We start from the raw sequence: 17,774 nt of genomic DNA, 5'->3' as shown, positions 1-17,774 counted from the left end.
CGGTACCTCCTCTAGATTAGTTCCATGATCTTAATGAAAATGCTTGTGGTGAATTCAAACGACGACGACGTGTAAATGATTTAGCGGTTGTCGTACCTTCACCAGTTGGTGTTGCAATCGTTAATGCTGAGGCACCAGTAAACCCAACACCTGTCCCTGAATAAGTCGGACCATTAACGACGAAAATTGAGGTATTCATGCGATGAGCTGCCCGGTTGATTTGAACAAGATCGCGTGAATGAATTGAAGCCGTATGATGATAACCTTGTTCAACTTTAACGGCGGTCTTTAGAACACTGTCAAAATCAGGTTGGCTAACGATTGGGACAATTGGCATCAACATTTCAGTCACTGTAAATGGATGTTCACAATCAGCTTCTAAGATAATTAACGTTGGTTGACCCGTGTAAGAAATGTGGGCTTGGTCCAAGATAAAGGTGGCATCTTTACCAATATACTTACGATCAGGTGCGCCATTTTCTTGAATCGTCATTTTAACTAACTTATCAATATCTTGTTTGTTCTTTAATAAGAAAGCCCCTTCTGCTTGCATCTTACGAATTAATTCGTCTTTAACAGCTTGTTCAACAACGACTTCTTTTTCAGCAGTACATAAAATATCATTATCAAATGACGCTGAATCAACGATGTTGTGCGCTGCTAAACTAATATCAGCAGTCGCATCAACCATTGCTGGTGGGTTACCAGCACCGGCGCCAATTGCTTTTTTACCACTAGTCATTGCTTGATGAACAACAGCTGGGCCACCAGTAACGGCTAATAAAGCAACGTCTGGGTGGGCCATCATTTGTTGAACAGATTCAATGCTTGGTTTGTCGATACTAACCATCAAGTTTTGCAAACCAGTCGCTTCATAAACGAATTCGTTTAATTTTTCGATTGTCCAACGCGTAATATTTTTAGCACCCGGATGGGCACCGAAGAAGACGGTATTGCCGGCAGCTAACATCATGATTCCGTTAGCAATCACGGTTTCAGCAGGATTCGTACTTGGGCCAACTGCACCAATCACACCATAAGGCGCGTATTCGTACATGATTAAACCACCATCACCGGTTTCAGCTTCTGGTTGTAAAATTTCAGGACCAGGTGTGTTGTAAAGTGCGTTATTGAGCTTAGCGATTTTAGCATCGACCGTGCCCATACCTGTTTCTTCTTTAATTTGTTGGGCCATCCATTCGATATGTGGACGGAAACCTTCTTTAATCGCATCAATCACTTTGTTGCGCATTTCGATTGGTTGATCAACGTAATCTTCCCAAGCGACTTTGGCAGCAGCAACGGCATCGTCAACATTACTAAAAATCCCGTTAGTGCCATTGCTGGCAATCGTTGTTGTCGTGCTAGCGTTAGTTGAAAGACTTGAACTGAGTTCTTCTTCCAAAATCTTTCGAATTTTTGCTTCTAAATTATCCATGTTACTGAACTCCCTCTAAAATTTTATTCACAATCGTTTGGCAGATGCTTTGATCTTCTTCAACAGCCCCGCCACTGACACCAACTGCGCCGATAATATTGTCTTTAATCACTAACGGAATCCCACCAGCAAATGAAACTAATTTGCCATCTAGCATGGTTTCCATGGCGTACAAGGGTGCGCCTGGTTGCACTTGTTCACTAATTTCTTTAGTGGGCATTTTCATCGCAATCGCAGACCACGCTTTTTTTGGTGCGAGTGTTAAGCTGACCAAATTAGCATTGGGCATATGATAGAGCACAATCGGATTAGCGTTGGCATCCGTCACACACATCGTGACCCCGACACCTAACTGATTAGCCCGATCTTCGCCGGCGTCGAACGCCTTTTGCAACGCTTTTCTAGCAAAAATTGATTGGCCATCTTGATTGGTAATTGCTTGTTGAATCTCTGTGAGAATATTTTCGATTGCCATTATTTGGCCTCGATTCTTTGGCGATAACGTTCAATCACCGTATCTATTAATTGTTCTTTTTGTGCGTAATCATCTTCGGCCCGCGCTAGAATATAGAAGAAATCGGATAACCGATTAATATATTTTAGAAGATCTGGCCGAATCGTTGTTTCATCATTAATCTTGACCACTAAGCGTTCTGCTCGGCGACAAACCGAACGCGCTAAATGTAAATGCGCCCCGGCAACACTTTTCCCGGGTAATATGAATTCATGAATGACGGGTAAGGCGTTGGTATACTCATCAATCACGGTTTCCAATAAATGAATATCGGTTTCAGTGACTTGCTGACTCTTACCATAAAACTTATCCGGATCCTCGCTGGCTAATTCGCCGGCAACGATGAACATATTATTTTGAATCGTTTCTAATAATTCAATATTTCTGGGGATTTGACAAAATTTTTGGGCAACACTGATTTGGCTATTACATTCATCGACTGTGCCATAAGCTTCGACACGGTCTGCATATTTTTTAACCCGCCGACCGTCAAATAAGGCGGTCGTTCCTTTGTCACCCGTTTTAGTATAAATGGCCATTTAAAACTCACCTACTTATCAAATCGGTCAACAATTGCAACGATTGACGCATCCGTCACATCTTGATCGTCATTAATGGATTGGATTGAACTCCGGTGAGCAGCTGCTCCTCTGACGAATAAGACCGTTTCACCGATCCCCGCGCCGACCGTATCAGCGGCGACCTCTTCAAAGCGCACTGGTTGCCGCTCGCTATTAATTGGCTGAATAATCATTAATTTTTTACCAACTAACGATGTTGATTTCTGAGTGGCTACAACACTGCCAACAACTACTCCCATATACATTGACTGTCAATCCTTTCAATTATCGGTATCTGGCTTTTAGCAAGTGATTCTTGCGCTAAATCCGTCAACTTTTGTGCCTTTAATTTGGCTAACACGCTCGCCTTTTTCATTAACATCACATCCGCATAACTAATATGCGGATGGTTAATAACGACAATTGAACGTTGATCTTTACTCGTAAACTGAATCGGCCACTTGGTTAACAGCGACCATGGTATTAAATTGATGTCTTGAAAACCGATTCGCATTTCAAAATGAATGTCATAATTAAACCCTTTTTGAAACCAATTAACCCAACTATTCTTCTCTGGATCGAGTGTCAATAAAGTCTTTAAAAATAATAAATCAACATTTTCAATAATAATGGTCGAATAGCTTAGAAAAAGACTTTCATCAGGACAAGCTGCTTCAATACTAATTTTTTGTACCTGATTAGCGCGTTTGGCTAACATTTCAGCCACTGCTTTAACAATTTGATCAACATCTGGCTTCATTAGCGACGCCTTCTTTCAAATCTTAATCTTGACTAGGTTGGACGATACGTGCAATTGTGTTCGGGCCAACACTGGCAGCATTGGCTTCATCCGTATCGATATGCATTTCTAAGATGAAATCTTCACGCGGACGTGCTAAGACATCATCAAAGATTAGTTTACGATCATCGGATTCAATTGAAACTTGAACCGTGTCACCGTATTTAACGCCGAATTTAGCGGCATCTTGTAAACTCATATGAATATGGCGTTTAGCCACAATCACACCTTGAATCGTAATTTCAGCATTTTCAGATTTAACTTTGATTGAAGGCGCACCTTCTAAATCACCCGATAACCGAATTGGGGCATCAATGGCGAGTTGGAATGCTTCAGTTTTTGAAATTTCAACTTGGCTATGCGCACGAGTTGGTCCTAGAATTCGGACATTTTCAATTTCAACGCCGTTCGGGCCAACTAATGTGACCTTTTGTTCTGATGCAAAATCAGAAGGTTGTTTCAATTGACGGAAAACCGTCATTTTTTGTCCAGGGAATAACCGTTCAAAATCGGCATCACTCAAGTGAATATGGTGATTAGACACACCGACCGGAATAGTTGGGACGCCATTTAATTCTTCGTCAATAATCTTACGAATAATGGCTCTTAATTGATTTTCATCCATGTTGTTCTTGCCTCCAGCTTAATTAATCATGCTTAAATTCTGTTGCTTATTTGTTGTTAGGCAAGATTTTTTCAACATCAGTGTGTGGGCGAGGGATAACATAGCTAGAAACAACTTCGCCAACGTTTTCAGCTGAGGCAGTACCAGCGTCAACGGCTGCTTTAACGGCACCAACATCGCCGCGAACGATAACTGTTACTAAACCTGAACCAATTTTTTCGTAGCCTTCTAATGAAACGTTAGCTGCTTTCACCATTGAATCTGCTGCTTCGATTGCTGCGACTAAACCTTTTGTTTCGATCATTCCTAATGCGTTATTCATAATAATTTCCTCCTAATAGGGTTGTTTATTTTTTAGTTTTATTATTCTTGTTTTTAACTTCAGTGTTGATTTTGACCGTTTCTTTAGCAACTGGTGCTGTTTTAGTCGGTTTCACTAAGCGACTCAATTCTTCAGTTGGCCGGGCAATAATTTCGGCTGTCACGAATTTATCGTCTTTTTCAGCGGCTTCTTGCCCCGCTGAAATGGCAGCGCGAACGGCACCAACATCGCCGTTGACGTAAATTGTCATCCAGCCAGCACCTTTGGTTCTTTCTAACCGCGTAATCGTAATATCGGCTGTTTTAACCATGGCATCTGCTACATAGACCGCCGTAGAAAAACCAACAACTTCTACTAATCCTAATGCGTTCAAATTTTGACACTTCCTTTATTCAATCTCTTTAAACGGCACACCTTTCACTAATCGGGCAGCATTGGCGCCCAATCGATTTAGCTGATCTTGATCGTCTAAACTAACCTTAAATAAAGGCGTTTCAGGTGGCAAATTTTTAAAATGTAAGTAGGCAAACGATTGATCGTAGGCAATCCCGACAGATAATTGAGATTCAATAGCACTTTCGTACGCCCGAGCAATTGGTTCTTCAACCGCCACGGTCGTGACTTTAAACGGAATTTCTTCTTCCTCAATCCCGTATAAAAGCGCCTGGATCCGCTGATCATCGTCACCGCTAGCAATAATGATTTCCGGTTTTTTGGTCATGACTAACCCTCTAAACTTTCGACATACGCTAGAATTAACCCGGTCGCCACCGCATTACGAGGCCCTTCGATGGCACGAATATTCCCGCGGCCAGCCACTAAGTTGTAGTGTGATAATTCATCAGTGACTAATTGCGGAATTTCGAAATCAAGCGCTGAGCCACCCACAATCACAACAAACGGAATGTCGCGAATGTTGCCTGTTGGGCTAACGTGTTTCAACGCCCGAATCGCGTTGGCAACGAAGACCCGTTTTTTAGCGGTTTGTCGGATATTTTTAATCTTTTCAATGCTGAGATCACCCGGAATCGGAACAAAACCGGTTGGTGTATCAACGACTGTTTTGGCAAATAAATTACCAGATAATGCTTTATCAAAGAACTGAACACTGCCATCTTCATGGCGGATAAAGAACAAACTTTCAACTTTAGCTAATGGATATTTTTTAATATCCTCCGCTAAATATTGATCGTCAATGCCCAATTCAGAATTGATAATCATCGTGACCATGTCGCCAGCACCAGCGAGATGAATTGCGACCGTTTCGCCCTTAGCGTTGATAATCGACGCATCGGTTGATCCAGCCCCTAAATCCAAAATCGCCATCGGTGCGCTCGTCCCAGGCGTCGTTAAGGCCCCTAGAATCGCAGCTTCGGCTTCAGCCCCACCAATTTCGACGGTCACATCTTGAAAGGCTTTTTTGATTTCAGTCGCGATCATCGCCATTTGTAAATGATCTGACTTGACCATTGAGGCAATCCCAACGGCTTGTTCCATTGAAAATTCGCCGGCTAGTCCGCCTTTGACATCGATTGGCACTGAGGTACTAACCGCCAATAAATCTTGGATGGCGATTTCGGATAATGACTTATTAGTCAATTCCGCCATCGTCTGGCGAACCCGTTCCAACATACCACCGATATTCGTCCCGGCTTCACCAACCACGTTATCAATGTGGTTAAAAGTCGACACAGCAGCCATAATCTTATCGGCCCCCGCCGTTAAATCGACGGTTTGCGTGCGACCATCACCATTAATCGTGATGGAACCTGCTGGAATCACACGCGCTTTGACATCCCCTTCAGGCGTCTTAATCACGACGGCTGAACGATTGCCAATCAATGCCCGTGAAACCGGCACAATATTTTTTGTTTCGTCTGACGTTAATTCAAAAACCGTCGCGATTCCGTATGGATTTGATAATTGGGTAATGACTTTCCCTTTATCAGCGACTTCAACGGCCGCCAACATAGCCAACGGAATCTTATCGATAAAGGCGACTTCATCAACAATTGGAATCGTTTGATCCAATCGATTATTGATTAAGACCCCATCATCAGCTTGTAAAATGGCAGCGGTAATTTGATAGCCCGTTTTTTGGTACAGATTAATCAACTGGGCAACATCAGCAAAATCAACTGTTTTAGGCACAACGACAATGTATTGCCGACTTTTATCCGTCTGATTATATAAATCGGTTAGTTGCACGGTATAACCAATCCCTAATCCTAATCCGCCTGGGGTTTTGGGATTATGACCGATCATCGTTGATTCAGTGATGATCGTTTCGGTAATGGTTTCCATCGCAACATCCCCAATGACTGGGGTTGCTTCATTAATCCGGATTAAATCAACCTGTTCAATGGTTACTTGGCACTTTTCTAACAACCCATTGATGGCATTTCTAATCCCTAACAGATTCTGTTTAGTCCCTTTAATCCCAGTCGTCTCAGCAATATTCGAATCGATAAATTGAATGCCACGGTTCGTTTCAATCTCTGCTAACACAACTTCGGTTGATGAGTTGCCAATGTCAACACCGATAACTCGTTTCACATTAATCAGTCCTCACCTGAGATAACTTAATTATCCCCTTTGAATTTCTTACGAATACCGTACATATCCACTGCTTCGCGGACAAAGTTGGCGGTAATTTTAGCACCGTATTGATCTTCTAATTCAGTTGCAATATCGAGTAATTCCTGTTTAGTTGAACGGTATGGCCGTAATGCCCCATACATTTCTAGTAAACGTTCATCCGGAATCCCGGTTAATTCAGCAGCTCGGTCAAAATTACTCTTTAAAGCACCTCGACCTGCACTTTCAGCAATTTCACCTTGCGCCTTTAAAGTCGCTGGTGCGATCCGCAAATCTTCCGGTTTAACGTTGCCAGAAATTGCCGCTTCAATTGTAATTTCTTTAACGTTTTTACCATTAGGCGCATTGACCATTTCTGGATGCTTTTTAAATAATGGATAGTCATCGGCCGTCATTGGCTTATGATTGTCAGCAGTTGGCGTTGCTGTCGCCGTTTGGTTATCAGCAACTTGTTGACTTGCTTCTTTAACGATTTTATTAATTAAGTCATTAATTTCAGTCATTTTTTCACCTACATTCTTTCACTAATTAAAGTTCAGTTCGACTTCTTCCGGTGCTTTTCCGATGACCACATATTTCGTTTCCTTAATATGCATCAAAGCTGATTTAGCTTGGTATTGAACCCGCGCCATCTGATCATTGACCGTTGGCACTGGTGTTGGTGATTCGCCTTTTGCATACCGAGCAGCATTGCGACCAATCGTCCGGTAAGTATCGGGCGTTAATACGGGTGCTTGTGGGAAGAGTTCTAGATTTGATAAAGGTTCCAAATCTTTTTGATGGATAATCGTCGTCCCTTTAGATTGAATGGCAATCGCGACACCTGATCCTGAGTAACCATCCGCTTCAGCACCGGCAAACGAAACGTCAGCCGTCCGATAGACTTTAATCACTCGGGCCTTCAAACCTTCTTCTTCGATGCCGGCAATTGTTTGTCTTAGGATTTCTTTGTGTGAAATACCAGTCATATTTTCAGTCATGTGTTCTGCGAATCCAGGTAAAACGGCAATCACAACTTCATCGGTTGTCGTCCCTTTTTTAGCAACTCCCACACGTTTAAACCAATCCAAAACTAATGGTGCATCTGTGGCAGCTGGCATTCCGACAGCTGGTTGTTCAGTTGATTGGGCTTCTTTGCGAAAATCAACTTTTCGATCAGCTTGTTTTGTTTCAGCAATCACTTGTTTAACAATTTCACGTAATAAACTTTCATTTACTTCGACCATCTGATACTGGCCTCCCTTCTTAAACAGTTATTAGACGTCTGATGGGTTAATGGCCATTGGGACCGCTTTAATCTTTTCCCATAAGTCGTCATCAATATGGTAACCAGTACCTGGTCCATGATAATCATTGCAGTTATTAACAGCTGAGATGACGTTCCAATCTTTATCAAAGATCGCTGATGTTTGTAAGAAATCACCGGCAATTCGTTGTTGCAACAATTTCAAGACCGTTTCAGCGATATCTTGGAAGCCACCTTCATACAAACCTTTAACCACATCAACACCTGTGATATTTCGGTCTAAGACGCCTTGTGCGGCTTTCATATCTTCAACCATGTTACGTTCTGGCATATCTTGAGAGGTATTCGCATAAGTGGCTGCTTCAACTTCTTCATCCGTAATCGCTGGTAAATCAAGCGCCTTAAAGACCGCTTGTAGCGCACGGGCCGCTTTATTTCGAACTTTAATTAAATCTTCTTCTTTGGCTGGAATAATCCCACCATTGATCTTCAAATCACGTTGCATAGCGTAATAGTCATCATAATCCATTGCATCGGTATTTGAACCGGCAAAAGTATTATCATAATTAGGCACTGATGAATAACCAGATGAGACGTAATCAGTCCCGGCAATAAATTGACCGAGTAACCGTTCAGCACGACGAATATCAGAATGTGAAAAGGCTTGATCATTCCCAGAAGCACATTCAATATCCAACATCATACATAACAAGTTTTCGCCTAACACTTCACGAATACCGGATGGTACGGCACCGGGAATCCCGATACAGCTAACGGCCCCATTTTGTAACCCTTGAACACCGCAACCTTTAGTAATAAAAATACAACGGGTTTCGAGATACAACATTGATTTACCTTCAGCATAACCCATCATGACTTCTGAACCTGAGCCAGAAGTGAAACGCATCTTCAAACCACGAGAAGCGTAACAAGAAGCTAAGAAACCTTTAGACCAAGGTGTATCATCACCATCGGTAAAGACTTGTTCAGTCCCGTAAACCGAGATGGTTTCAGCGTAAGCGGTAAACCCGCGCATGCCTAAGTTTAATTCCATGGCTTCTTCAACTGAACATTGCGTAATAACACCTGGACGACCCGTTTGTGAACCAACCATGATTGAAATGGCGTTTAAGGGTGCGTAACGCGCAACGGCTGTGGTTGTTTCTTGTTCTGGGAAGCCTCGTAATGCGGCATCCGCAGCATCCGCTGCTAACAATACTGGATTGTCTCTGATATTCGTCACATGCGCTTGGGTTGCTGGCATTTTACGGGGACGCATTTTTTGCGTGGCCATAATCATTTCAGCAAAGTTTAACTGACAAATAACTTCAGCTGCCTTAGCAGGGGTCATCGCCGTTGTAATTGGGATGATTTCTTCCCGACGCACATTTGGATCCACTAACATTTTGGCAATCTTTAAAGAATCCATTGCCATAACTTTTTCAGCATCTTTAGCGACTACCGCGTGTTTTGCGATAAATTGATCAATTAAATCAAATTCTGCTTCAGACTTACCATCCATTTCAACAATCTTGCCAGCCACTACCTTGACGCTTGGCTTGGGATCGCTTGGACTTTCCATGGCGATTAAACCTTCTTCAGGCCATTCATCGACAAAGCCATCTAAATGGACTGGTCGTTTTTCTAATGCTTCAACTCTTTTTTGTCTTTTCAAATTTGCCACCACACCTTCCTAAATATATGAAGGAAAATCATTAATTGGGGTTTCGCCTAAAGTCCCAAGCAATTGCATTCCCACTTCACGAGCTGAAATAACTGCTTGTCTAACGGCGCCTGAATCCCCAGTAATGTGTAGGATTCCTTCATTTGAATAACTTGTTCCAAAACTTGGTGATGCAAAATCAATTGCTTCAACGTTAGCGGCCTTTAGAGCAGCATCCGCCATCACCACACCAATGCCAGCTGGTGCCCCGGCAATTAAACCGTAAGCTTGACCTTCTGGTGCGCCGAATGCGAGATGACATGCTTGACTCGCTCGCGCTGTATATTGTAATTCCAAATGACCAGCTTCGTTATTATAAACATCACCGAACTTCTTCGGTACATTTTCCAAAGCAATTTCAACCGCGCGACGGACATCAGAAACATCATCCCCACCGATTAAAATTAAAGAACCGTGACCAGCGCCACCCTTGGTATCTCGTGGCATTTGAATACTGATGACTGTCGTATTAGTCCCTTTAACAGCTTCATCAGCGGCCATAATTTGGGGGCCACCACCCGTTCTTGCTGATAGAATCCCGATTGCGCGGTAATCACCTTCAACATGTAACTTGGCATACAAGCCGCGATCGACATTGGCAATCACCATCCCAATCGTATCGCCGATGGGTGCTGTGCCAACAAATTCTGTCAAATTAATATTAGCGTCTTTCATTTGATTCACCTCACTCGTTAATTTTGATTTTGCATCGTCCAAATCAACTGATTGCAAAACACGACTTAACAACTGCTTTACTAACGCATCATTTTGATCTGCCATTTTTTAGCCCCTTATTCTTGGCTAAGTTTCGATTGCATTTTAATTAATTTTTCAATTTCATCATGTGGACGAGGAATCACGAAGCTTGAAACAACTTCGCCGATACTTTCAGCAGCAACGACACCAGCGTCGACAGCAGCTTTAACGGCACCAACATCACCACGAACCATTGTTGTAACCAGGCCATGGCCCACTTTTTCTTGATTAACTAAGCTAACATTTGCAGCTTTAACCATTGCATCGGCTGCTTCAATTGATGGGACCAAACCTCTAGTTTCAATCATACCTAGCGCTTCTAATGACATTTGAACGACCTCCAGAATTTTTTCTTTATTATGAATACACTTACATTATAATAAAAACGGTTATTAAAAAATTGTTCTTTTAAATTGCGTGCTAAAGAAGAATATGTTAAAAATTAAGGCCGTTAGCCACCTTAACGATTAGCAACCGCTTTCATAGCAAGTGTTTGTGCGTTGTCAAAAATTAGGCATCCCCGCTCAATTTCAATAAAAGGGCTTTCAAAGTTGTTGATTATTTAACAATTCAACACTATTTGTGACTATTTCTAATGAAATTGTTATTTTTTTGGCCAATATAGCCTTAAACTGTTGTTTTTTAAGCGGTTTCATTATTTTTAATTGAAAAACAATCGATTGACTGGCATATTTTAACTAGAATAGTCTAGATTGGAGTTTGATATTCATGGTTTATAAAATTGTTGCGATTAGTGGCAGTCACGGTGCCCACTCCTATAATCAAGCATTAATTAATTATCTTAAAATTAAAACGGTCGATTGTTTCCAAATTCAAACGTTAGCGATTGATCAACTACCCTTTTTAACAACCACCGTTACACCCGACGTGCAATACGCCCGTGCCACCATTAAAGATGCCGATGGACTTCTAATCGCCACCACTGAAATCAATCATAGTGTGCCGGCCAACATTAAAAATCTAATTGACTGGTGTTCATTGGACGCAACAATTCTACAGAATAAACCAGTGATGTTAATCGGTGCTTCGAGTGGGCCATTGGGAACCATTCGTGCCCAACTACACCTTCGTGAAATTTTAACGTCACCGGCTATCAATTGCCGATTGACCCATCAAACTGAATGTTTGGTCGCAAATGCGGCCACGCAATTCGATGCTGATGGTCAATTAATCAATGAAGAAACTAAAAAAATCCTGCACAATATTTGTACAGAATTCAGCACGATCATTCAAAATAATTAAGACAAGGTGGTCAATCTTATGGAATCACATGAATCAGGACTAGAACGGATTATTCAGGAATACGTCCCTGGCAAACAGTTATCTTTAGCCCACATCGTGGCTAGCCCAACTCAAGATCTTTACGATAAATTAGGGTTAAAAGACTGTCACGACGCCATTGGCATTATCACGATTACGCCATCGGAAGCCGCCATCATTGCCGGCGACCAGGCCTTGAAATCCGGCGCGGTTGAAGTCGGTTTTGTTGATCGCTTCAGCGGTTCAGTTTTTATCACTGGCAACGTTTCCGACATTCACGCCAGTCTCGAAGCCGTGATTGACTTCTTCCGAAAACAGCTTGATTTCACCGTGACGGAAATCACTAAGAGTTAACCTGTTTCCGGTATTCAGACGGCGTACACTGCATATATTTTTTAAATATTTGACTAAAATAACTAACTTGAGGGAAGTTCAGCCGGCTGGCGACTTCTTTGACGGTTAGTTTTTTATTGGTCAATAAATCCGTTGCCTTTTGAATCTTACGCGCACTCAAATACGTTGAAAAGCTTAAATTAGTTTCTTTATGAAATAACTTACTAAAATAATAGGGGGATAGATAGACATGGGCGGCCACTTTGTCTAAGGTCAACGGCATTTCAATATTTTCATCAATAAATTGAACGGCCGAAATAATCATTGCATTGGTTAGTGCTAAATGCCGTAATTGGTCCATGATATCTGACGTTTGGGATTCTTCATTATCGACCACCGGAACATTCGTCGTTTCTGGAATATCAAAAACAAATTGCTCTTGACCGGCCATCAATAGGTTTAATTTTAAATAATTTTGGACAACATCTTGGACGACTTCACTAATTTCTTCTAACTGAGCGGCCGCTTCTTCCCGATAACTCAAGTCTTTTGATTGGTGTTTATCAATGTACTGGGCACAACAACTGTAGCCCACGACTTCATTGAAATTAGGCACTTTTAACGGTAACGAGGTGTGTTCCAGTTGATAATTGTGCTGTTGAACACCGCTAACGGTTAAATCTGTTCCCACATCATTGTTAATCAGCATCGCTGGTTCCATTTCAAGTGATCCGTAAACCTGAGTCACAAGATGACCTTCAATATCGACAATGTATAAAATAACATTGCCAAGCTTCGCGTACCGTGCCAAAGAATTCGGAATCAACTGATTATTCGCAAAAATCAATTTATGCATGTCAACTTCACGAAAAGCAATCCCCTCCTTCATCAATAGACCAGTTACTAACAATCAAATGCTATTTGTAATAAATATACTACAGGTTGCCTAGCAATAACAAGTTAATAGAACTAGCCTGGTGAAAACCCTATATTATCGGCGATTGCAACGACTCACTAATGATAACTGTTATTTAATCGACAGCCAGCCCCGTTTATTTAATAGTCAATAATCACCGCAACCAATCGTAATTATTCCAAGAAAGGCCACTAAATCCCCCTTTAAAATTCACAGTTTATTCTAACAATCCGCCTAAAATTAATTTCATCAAGTTTTTTAAGGAGGACGTATCCATGAATTTTATCAAGCGTGCTTGGCAAAATGTCATTTTCAAAAAAGGGCGCAGCTTGCTACTAATTATTGTGATGACCGTGATCATGATCTTCATCATGGCCGGTTTATTAATTAGAAACGCTGCGGTTACCACCGTCAATACCACCAAACAACAGGTCGGAGCCACCGTCTCACTGACCGCTAATCGGGAGCAAGCCTTCTCGAAGATGCGTAAATCAACGAGTACCTCTACTGATAAAACCACGAAACCGACTTTGTCGATGCCGTCCGTTTCATTGGCGAGTGCTAAAAAGATTGCCAAATTGCAGGCCGTTGCTAACTACAACGTTTCCGTCACCACTTCGGTCAACGCTTCCTCAATTGATGCGATTACCACCTCATCTTCTAGCAATAGCACCATGATGGGTGGCGGCGGCCCAGGCAGTGAAGCCACATCATCAACGAGCACTGGTGATTTACAAGTTACTGGGGTGCTCAACATGAGTACCTTAACCGACTTCAAGAATAGCACCAATAAGATTACCAAAGGCCGTGCTTTAAATAGTAGCGACGTCGGTACTAAAAACGTCGTGATCGAATCTGAATTAGCGAAACAAAACAGCTTAAGTGTTGGCGATACCGTCAAAGTTAAAGCAACGACGACCGGTAAGACCGCTTATACATTAAAAGTCGTTGGTATCTATAAAGCCAGCTCAACCAGCAGCACGAGCATGGGTCCTCAACAAAGTGATCCATCCAACACAATCTACACGTCTTATACGTTAGCCAACCAATTTAAAGGCCAAACGGGTAAAGTCGACAGCGCGACTTATACACTCAGTGATCCAACTAAGAAAACCAGCTTCTTGAAATCAGCCAAGAAACTCGTCAACACGAAAAAATTCAGTTTGACGGCTGACGATAGTACTTATCAAGCTTTGAAACAATCCATGACTAAAATGGCCAGTTTCGCCAACAAAATCGTTTGGTTAGTGGCAATTGCCGGCACGATTATTTTAGCTTTAATCATCATCCTAATGGTTCGCGAACGCCGTTATGAAATGGGCGTACTCCTCTCACTCGGTGAAGGTCGTGCCAAAATTATTGGTCAACTGCTCGTCGAAATGTTAATGCTGCTCGTGGTCAGCCTAGCCCTCGCCGGAATCGGTGGCCGCTTCGCCGGCAATGCCTTGAGTAAACAGGTCCTTTCTTCGGTTAATTCAAGTCAAACCACCACCTCGACTTCAACCACCAGTCAAGCTGGCGGTCCTGGTGGCAGTGGTCAAGCCCCTAGTGGTCAACAAGGTGGCAAACAAACCGGTGGTCAAATGCAACAAGCCGGTCAAACGACGGCTAACAAAGCCGTCAAGAGTAGTGATCTCAAACTGAAAATCAGTGCGGTCACCTTACTTCAACTAGGCGCATTCGGCTTTACGATTATCGCCTTTGCCGTACTACTCGCTTCAGCCAATATTCTCAGACTTGAGCCACGAAAAATTCTAATCGGATAACTAGGAGGAATGATGATGTTAACAGCTAAAAACGTGAGTTATTGGTATGATACAGAAGCCAACACACTCTATAAAGATGTCAATTTAGACTTTGAAGCCGGCCGTCTGTACGGCATTATTGGTAGCAGTGGTGCCGGTAAAACGACGATGCTGACCATGTTGGCCGGTTTAGACAAACCGCGGCGTGGTGAAATCCTTTACGAAGGGACTTCACTCCAAAAAATTGGCTTAACGCAATACCGCAATCGCTATGTATCGATTGTTTTCCAGGCCTATAATCTATTACCTTACATGTCAGCTTTGGATAACGTCTTAACCGCCATGCAGATCACCCATTCAACTCAAGATAATCCGACTGAATACGCCCTCAATATGCTGACCAAGGTCGGAATCGATGAAGCGCTGGCTCGTAAAAACGTTCAGAAACTTTCTGGTGGCCAACAACAGCGAATCGCGATCGTTCGCGCAATGTGCTGTTCCGCACCAGTCGTCGTTGCTGATGAACCAACCGGTAATTTAGACGAGACCAATACCCAAGAAATTATCAAACTTTTCCAAGAATTAGCGCACGATCAGCAAAAATGTGTGATTCTCGTCACTCATGAAAAAGAAGTCGCCGCTAGTTGTGACGTTCAATTCCATCTTCAAAATAAAACGTTCGAAGAAGTTTCTTAATTCATCCAATAAACGCAACGTCCCAACAATCAATCGAGGGCATTGCGTTTATTTTTGGTCTTATTTAGGCTACACTATCTAAAAAAGGCGGGGTTACGATGACGACAATCTACTATGGTGAATGCAGTCTGGATACTCAGCGCTACTACCTCGCAACAACCGATGCTGGCCTTTGTTTCGTCGGTAGTCCCGATCAATCCCTAACTGAGATCGATCATTTTATAGCCGTTGACCAATTGGTTTTAGACCAAGCGCGACTCGCGCCATTTGTGACCGCCATCCAAACCTATTGGACTGGTCAAACAACCAATTGGTCTGTGCCGATTGATCTGATTGGCGGGACTGATCTACAACGCCAAGTTTGGACTGCGCTTCAAACAATTCCTTACGGGCAAACACGCGACTACAGTCAGATTGCCCAACAGATTGGTCGACCGACCGCCATTCGCGCAGTGGCTTCCGCAATTGGTCGTAATCCATTATTGCTGTTAATTCCTTGCCACCGCGTCCTACGTAAAGATGGCGCTCTCGGCGGTTATCGCGGCGGATTAGCCCTGAAACGGCAACTACTTGAACTGGAACAAAATCCCCACCATTAAAAAACATCCGTTGCCGATTAATGGCAACGGATGTTTTGGGTTAACAGGTAATCGATAACGTGCTTCTCAAGCAGACCTTTCCGCCTAACGACAGAATTGCCCATATGATTAAAGTTCAAATCATATGGGCAATTCTTAGGTTATGCTCGAGGTCAAACCGCTTGTGTGAGCACTTCTTTATAACGTGCAGTCACTCACAGTTTCGTGTGCTTAGCGACGTTTCGCAAACAAAGTCCAAAGTACGGACTTTATTCACGGAACTAGGCTAATGCTCCGAAACTACCCGTGATTGACGACACTTCGATGATAACGTGCTTTTGAGTTACAACAACTTCCGCTTAACCTAAAATACCAATTATCTTAAGTTCAAGATAACTGGTATTTTTTGTTAATGCTCAGTTGCTACCCGCAACTCAACACACTTACTTATTTAAAATTAATTTTCTTCGCTACCGAATAATTGACCCGCTAATGCGGCCAAAATGGCGCCGACAACTGGTGCGGCGACGTATAACCAATAATGGGTTAAAGCAGCACCACCCGCGAAAACGGCTGGTCCAAAACTTCTGGCAGGGTTTAATGAAGCGCCCGTTAAGTTCAACGCCACGATGATTAATAGACTCAAAGTCACACCAATGGCTAAAGGTGCCATTTGGCTATTGCCATAACGATTACTAGTGACCATCAAGATTACTAGGATAAAGGCAAATGTCACAACCGTTTCAACTAAGAAGGCAACGCCGCCACCGATTTTAGGAAAATCAGTTTGACCGAACCCGGTCTTGCTCAAGCTTAAAGCGTTGATTAAAATCGCCATCAAACCAGAAGCTAATGCTGAACCGATAAATTGGGCCACGATATACGCAATCCCATCTTTAACTGACAAACGTTGATTGATCATCATCGCAATCGAAACCGCTGGATTAAAATGACCACCCGAAATAGCGCCAAAAGCGTAAGCCATCACCGTCACTGTTAAACCAAAAGCTAATGCAATCGTTAACGTATCGCCTTTAGCGATGACCACTGCCCCGGTCCCCACGAATACTAACATAAAAGTACCAATTAATTCTGCTACATATTTCCGCATTGTTAAACTCCCTTTTTTCTATATTGTGAACCCGGTTAATTATAACATAACGCCAGAAATTGTGAACAATCAGCTCCTATTTAGCACTATTAGTTCAGAAATTTGAATTAATCTACCGAAACAACTATACTTATAAGTAAGACGCGGTTAGAATCCTCGCCGCAAAAATCCAATTAAAAGAGATGATTATTACGCAAGTCACTGATGTCTATGGTATTACGCATGAAAACTGTAAAGTCATTGAAACTGAAAATCAATTTACGCGTATTTTTTTAGCTGAAGGTCCTGATGGTACTCGCTACACTTGTCTATTACCCGATGCTAAACCGAATCCTAAATCTAATCAGCATTTTGAATACGGCAATCCAGCCGATGCACCTTACTAGCCAATAGCTTAAGGCCAACGTTTTCTTGACGTTTTGGTCCTAAGCTATTTTGGGTCTTTGTCAACTGGTGTTGGTGAACGATTCAAGTGAACGTTTTGGAAGTATCTGCCGATTAGACAGATGCTTCTTTTTTTAGGCTAATAGGCG

At 42.5% G+C, this 17,774-nt stretch carries 23 protein-coding genes; 6 read left to right on the top strand and 17 right to left on the bottom strand.

Annotated features, from left to right (window positions below; all coding sequences use genetic code 11):
* Positions 1-16 precede the first annotated feature (16 nt).
* The 15 genes from LFUMFP_RS09685 to LFUMFP_RS09615 are packed head-to-tail and all read right to left on the bottom strand — an operon-like array spanning position 17 to position 10,910.
* The gene (locus LFUMFP_RS09685; RefSeq protein ID WP_025083112.1) at positions 17-1,438 is read right to left on the bottom strand and encodes an aldehyde dehydrogenase family protein; all 1,422 of its coding nucleotides are present in this window, start codon (positions 1,436-1,438) and stop codon (positions 17-19) included.
* A gap of 1 nt (position 1,439) precedes the next feature.
* Positions 1,440-1,913: a GlcG/HbpS family heme-binding protein gene (locus LFUMFP_RS09680; RefSeq protein ID WP_035439013.1), complete on the bottom strand. Its 474-nt coding sequence runs from the start codon at positions 1,911-1,913 to the stop codon at positions 1,440-1,442.
* Positions 1,913-2,491, bottom strand: coding sequence for a cob(I)yrinic acid a,c-diamide adenosyltransferase (locus tag LFUMFP_RS09675; RefSeq protein ID WP_025083111.1), 579 nt, complete (start codon positions 2,489-2,491; stop codon positions 1,913-1,915). The genes LFUMFP_RS09680 and LFUMFP_RS09675 overlap by 1 nt, the downstream gene beginning before the upstream one ends.
* An 11-nt stretch (positions 2,492-2,502) precedes the next feature.
* Positions 2,503-2,778, bottom strand: coding sequence for a EutN/CcmL family microcompartment protein (locus LFUMFP_RS09670; RefSeq protein ID WP_025083110.1), 276 nt, complete (start codon positions 2,776-2,778; stop codon positions 2,503-2,505).
* Positions 2,763-3,272, bottom strand: coding sequence for a PduM family microcompartment protein (gene pduM / locus LFUMFP_RS09665; RefSeq protein ID WP_106483563.1), 510 nt, complete (start codon positions 3,270-3,272; stop codon positions 2,763-2,765). The genes LFUMFP_RS09670 and pduM overlap by 16 nt, the downstream gene beginning before the upstream one ends.
* 22 nt (positions 3,273-3,294) lie before the next feature.
* Positions 3,295-3,936, bottom strand: coding sequence for a phosphate propanoyltransferase (locus tag LFUMFP_RS09660; protein WP_056950724.1), 642 nt, complete (start codon positions 3,934-3,936; stop codon positions 3,295-3,297).
* Positions 3,937-3,982: 46 nt separating this feature from the next.
* Positions 3,983-4,261, bottom strand: a complete 279-nt coding sequence (gene pduA, locus LFUMFP_RS09655; protein WP_269843917.1) for a propanediol utilization microcompartment protein PduA — start codon at positions 4,259-4,261, stop codon at positions 3,983-3,985.
* 22 nt (positions 4,262-4,283) lie between these two features.
* A complete protein-coding gene (locus tag LFUMFP_RS09650) occupies positions 4,284-4,631 on the bottom strand; it encodes a BMC domain-containing protein (protein WP_025083107.1) in 348 nt (115 codons plus the stop codon).
* A 15-nt stretch (positions 4,632-4,646) separates the two neighbouring features.
* Positions 4,647-4,979: a glycerol dehydratase reactivase beta/small subunit family protein gene (locus tag LFUMFP_RS09645; RefSeq protein WP_025083106.1), complete on the bottom strand. Its 333-nt coding sequence runs from the start codon at positions 4,977-4,979 to the stop codon at positions 4,647-4,649.
* 2 nt (positions 4,980-4,981) lie between these two features.
* Positions 4,982-6,814: a diol dehydratase reactivase subunit alpha gene (locus LFUMFP_RS09640; protein WP_025083105.1), complete on the bottom strand. Its 1,833-nt coding sequence runs from the start codon at positions 6,812-6,814 to the stop codon at positions 4,982-4,984.
* A gap of 26 nt (positions 6,815-6,840) precedes the next feature.
* A complete protein-coding gene (locus LFUMFP_RS09635; protein WP_106483562.1) occupies positions 6,841-7,359 on the bottom strand; it encodes a diol dehydratase small subunit in 519 nt (172 codons plus the stop codon).
* A gap of 21 nt (positions 7,360-7,380) precedes the next feature.
* On the bottom strand, positions 7,381-8,082 hold the full coding sequence (locus LFUMFP_RS09630; RefSeq protein WP_025083103.1) for a propanediol/glycerol family dehydratase medium subunit: 702 nt from the start codon (positions 8,080-8,082) through the stop codon (positions 7,381-7,383).
* A 30-nt stretch (positions 8,083-8,112) separates the two neighbouring features.
* Positions 8,113-9,777 (bottom strand): propanediol/glycerol family dehydratase large subunit, encoded by a 1,665-nt coding sequence (locus LFUMFP_RS09625; RefSeq protein WP_106483608.1) that lies wholly within the window; start codon positions 9,775-9,777, stop codon positions 8,113-8,115.
* Between the two features lie 18 nt (positions 9,778-9,795).
* Entirely contained in the window at positions 9,796-10,605 is an 810-nt protein-coding gene (gene pduB / locus LFUMFP_RS09620) for a propanediol utilization microcompartment protein PduB (protein WP_025083101.1), read from the bottom strand.
* An 11-nt stretch (positions 10,606-10,616) separates the two neighbouring features.
* Positions 10,617-10,910: a BMC domain-containing protein gene (locus LFUMFP_RS09615; RefSeq protein WP_025083100.1), complete on the bottom strand. Its 294-nt coding sequence runs from the start codon at positions 10,908-10,910 to the stop codon at positions 10,617-10,619.
* Between the two features lie 400 nt (positions 10,911-11,310).
* On the opposite strand from LFUMFP_RS09615, the gene LFUMFP_RS09610 reads away from it, so the two are divergent.
* Together LFUMFP_RS09610 and LFUMFP_RS09605 are read left to right on the top strand one after the other, a co-directional pair.
* Positions 11,311-11,844 carry an NADPH-dependent FMN reductase gene (locus tag LFUMFP_RS09610; protein ID WP_025083099.1) on the top strand — a complete coding sequence of 178 codons (534 nt, stop codon included), beginning with the start codon at positions 11,311-11,313 and terminating at the stop codon, positions 11,842-11,844.
* Positions 11,845-11,862: 18 nt separating this feature from the next.
* Positions 11,863-12,216 carry a BMC domain-containing protein gene (locus LFUMFP_RS09605; RefSeq protein ID WP_025083098.1) on the top strand — a complete coding sequence of 118 codons (354 nt, stop codon included), beginning with the start codon at positions 11,863-11,865 and terminating at the stop codon, positions 12,214-12,216.
* Here LFUMFP_RS09605 and LFUMFP_RS09600 read toward each other — a convergent pair.
* A complete protein-coding gene (locus LFUMFP_RS09600) occupies positions 12,206-13,105 on the bottom strand; it encodes a helix-turn-helix transcriptional regulator (RefSeq protein WP_233210649.1) in 900 nt (299 codons plus the stop codon). The genes LFUMFP_RS09605 and LFUMFP_RS09600 overlap by 11 nt on opposite strands.
* A gap of 281 nt (positions 13,106-13,386) precedes the next feature.
* Between LFUMFP_RS09600 and LFUMFP_RS09595 the strand changes: the two genes are divergently transcribed.
* The 3 genes from LFUMFP_RS09595 (at position 13,387) to LFUMFP_RS09585 (ending at position 16,151) form a co-directional block, all read left to right on the top strand.
* Positions 13,387-14,877 carry an ABC transporter permease gene (locus LFUMFP_RS09595; protein ID WP_106483560.1) on the top strand — a complete coding sequence of 497 codons (1,491 nt, stop codon included), beginning with the start codon at positions 13,387-13,389 and terminating at the stop codon, positions 14,875-14,877.
* 15 nt (positions 14,878-14,892) lie between these two features.
* Entirely contained in the window at positions 14,893-15,552 is a 660-nt protein-coding gene (locus tag LFUMFP_RS09590) for an ABC transporter ATP-binding protein (protein ID WP_106483559.1), read from the top strand.
* Between the two features lie 98 nt (positions 15,553-15,650).
* Complete coding sequence (locus LFUMFP_RS09585) at positions 15,651-16,151, top strand: methylated-DNA--[protein]-cysteine S-methyltransferase (RefSeq protein WP_106483558.1); 501 nt, start codon at positions 15,651-15,653, stop codon at positions 16,149-16,151.
* Between the two features lie 436 nt (positions 16,152-16,587).
* On the opposite strand, the gene LFUMFP_RS09580 is transcribed toward LFUMFP_RS09585, so the two are convergent.
* Positions 16,588-17,241: an MIP/aquaporin family protein gene (locus LFUMFP_RS09580; RefSeq protein WP_025083093.1), complete on the bottom strand. Its 654-nt coding sequence runs from the start codon at positions 17,239-17,241 to the stop codon at positions 16,588-16,590.
* A 182-nt stretch (positions 17,242-17,423) separates the two neighbouring features.
* Here LFUMFP_RS09580 and LFUMFP_RS09575 point away from each other — a divergent pair, with 182 nt between their 5' ends.
* Positions 17,424-17,627, top strand: coding sequence for a hypothetical protein (locus LFUMFP_RS09575; RefSeq protein WP_035439012.1), 204 nt, complete (start codon positions 17,424-17,426; stop codon positions 17,625-17,627).
* Positions 17,628-17,774 lie beyond the last annotated feature (147 nt).

This window comes from Latilactobacillus fuchuensis, assembly GCF_900258455.1.
Classification (GTDB): Bacteria; Bacillota; Bacilli; order Lactobacillales; family Lactobacillaceae; genus Latilactobacillus; species Latilactobacillus fuchuensis.
Note: the sequence above shows the minus strand (reverse complement) of the source record. Positions and strands in the feature narration are given on the sequence as shown.

What these genes read in the sequence shown, in the direction of transcription:
- LFUMFP_RS09685 (WP_025083112.1), bottom strand. Translation starts at nt 1,438, where the DNA reads ATGGATAATTTAGAAGCAAAAATTCGAAAGATTTTGGAAGAAGAACTC.
- LFUMFP_RS09680 (WP_035439013.1), bottom strand. Translation starts at nt 1,913, where the DNA reads ATGGCAATCGAAAATATTCTCACAGAGATTCAACAAGCAATTACCAAT.
- LFUMFP_RS09675 (WP_025083111.1), bottom strand. Translation starts at nt 2,491, where the DNA reads ATGGCCATTTATACTAAAACGGGTGACAAAGGAACGACCGCCTTATTT.
- LFUMFP_RS09670 (WP_025083110.1), bottom strand. Translation starts at nt 2,778, where the DNA reads ATGTATATGGGAGTAGTTGTTGGCAGTGTTGTAGCCACTCAGAAATCA.
- pduM (WP_106483563.1), bottom strand. Translation starts at nt 3,272, where the DNA reads ATGAAGCCAGATGTTGATCAAATTGTTAAAGCAGTGGCTGAAATGTTA.
- LFUMFP_RS09660 (WP_056950724.1), bottom strand. Translation starts at nt 3,936, where the DNA reads ATGGATGAAAATCAATTAAGAGCCATTATTCGTAAGATTATTGACGAA.
- LFUMFP_RS09645 (WP_025083106.1), bottom strand. Translation starts at nt 4,979, where the DNA reads ATGACCAAAAAACCGGAAATCATTATTGCTAGCGGTGACGATGATCAG.
- LFUMFP_RS09635 (WP_106483562.1), bottom strand. Translation starts at nt 7,359, where the DNA reads ATGACTGAAATTAATGACTTAATTAATAAAATCGTTAAAGAAGCAAGT.
- LFUMFP_RS09630 (WP_025083103.1), bottom strand. Translation starts at nt 8,082, where the DNA reads ATGGTCGAAGTAAATGAAAGTTTATTACGTGAAATTGTTAAACAAGTG.
- pduB (WP_025083101.1), bottom strand. Translation starts at nt 10,605, where the DNA reads ATGGCAGATCAAAATGATGCGTTAGTAAAGCAGTTGTTAAGTCGTGTT.
- LFUMFP_RS09615 (WP_025083100.1), bottom strand. Translation starts at nt 10,910, where the DNA reads ATGTCATTAGAAGCGCTAGGTATGATTGAAACTAGAGGTTTGGTCCCA.
- LFUMFP_RS09610 (WP_025083099.1), top strand. Translation starts at nt 11,311, where the DNA reads ATGGTTTATAAAATTGTTGCGATTAGTGGCAGTCACGGTGCCCACTCC.
- LFUMFP_RS09605 (WP_025083098.1), top strand. Translation starts at nt 11,863, where the DNA reads ATGGAATCACATGAATCAGGACTAGAACGGATTATTCAGGAATACGTC.
- LFUMFP_RS09595 (WP_106483560.1), top strand. Translation starts at nt 13,387, where the DNA reads ATGAATTTTATCAAGCGTGCTTGGCAAAATGTCATTTTCAAAAAAGGG.
- LFUMFP_RS09590 (WP_106483559.1), top strand. Translation starts at nt 14,893, where the DNA reads ATGTTAACAGCTAAAAACGTGAGTTATTGGTATGATACAGAAGCCAAC.
- LFUMFP_RS09585 (WP_106483558.1), top strand. Translation starts at nt 15,651, where the DNA reads ATGACGACAATCTACTATGGTGAATGCAGTCTGGATACTCAGCGCTAC.
- LFUMFP_RS09580 (WP_025083093.1), bottom strand. Translation starts at nt 17,241, where the DNA reads ATGCGGAAATATGTAGCAGAATTAATTGGTACTTTTATGTTAGTATTC.
- LFUMFP_RS09575 (WP_035439012.1), top strand. Translation starts at nt 17,424, where the DNA reads ATGATTATTACGCAAGTCACTGATGTCTATGGTATTACGCATGAAAAC.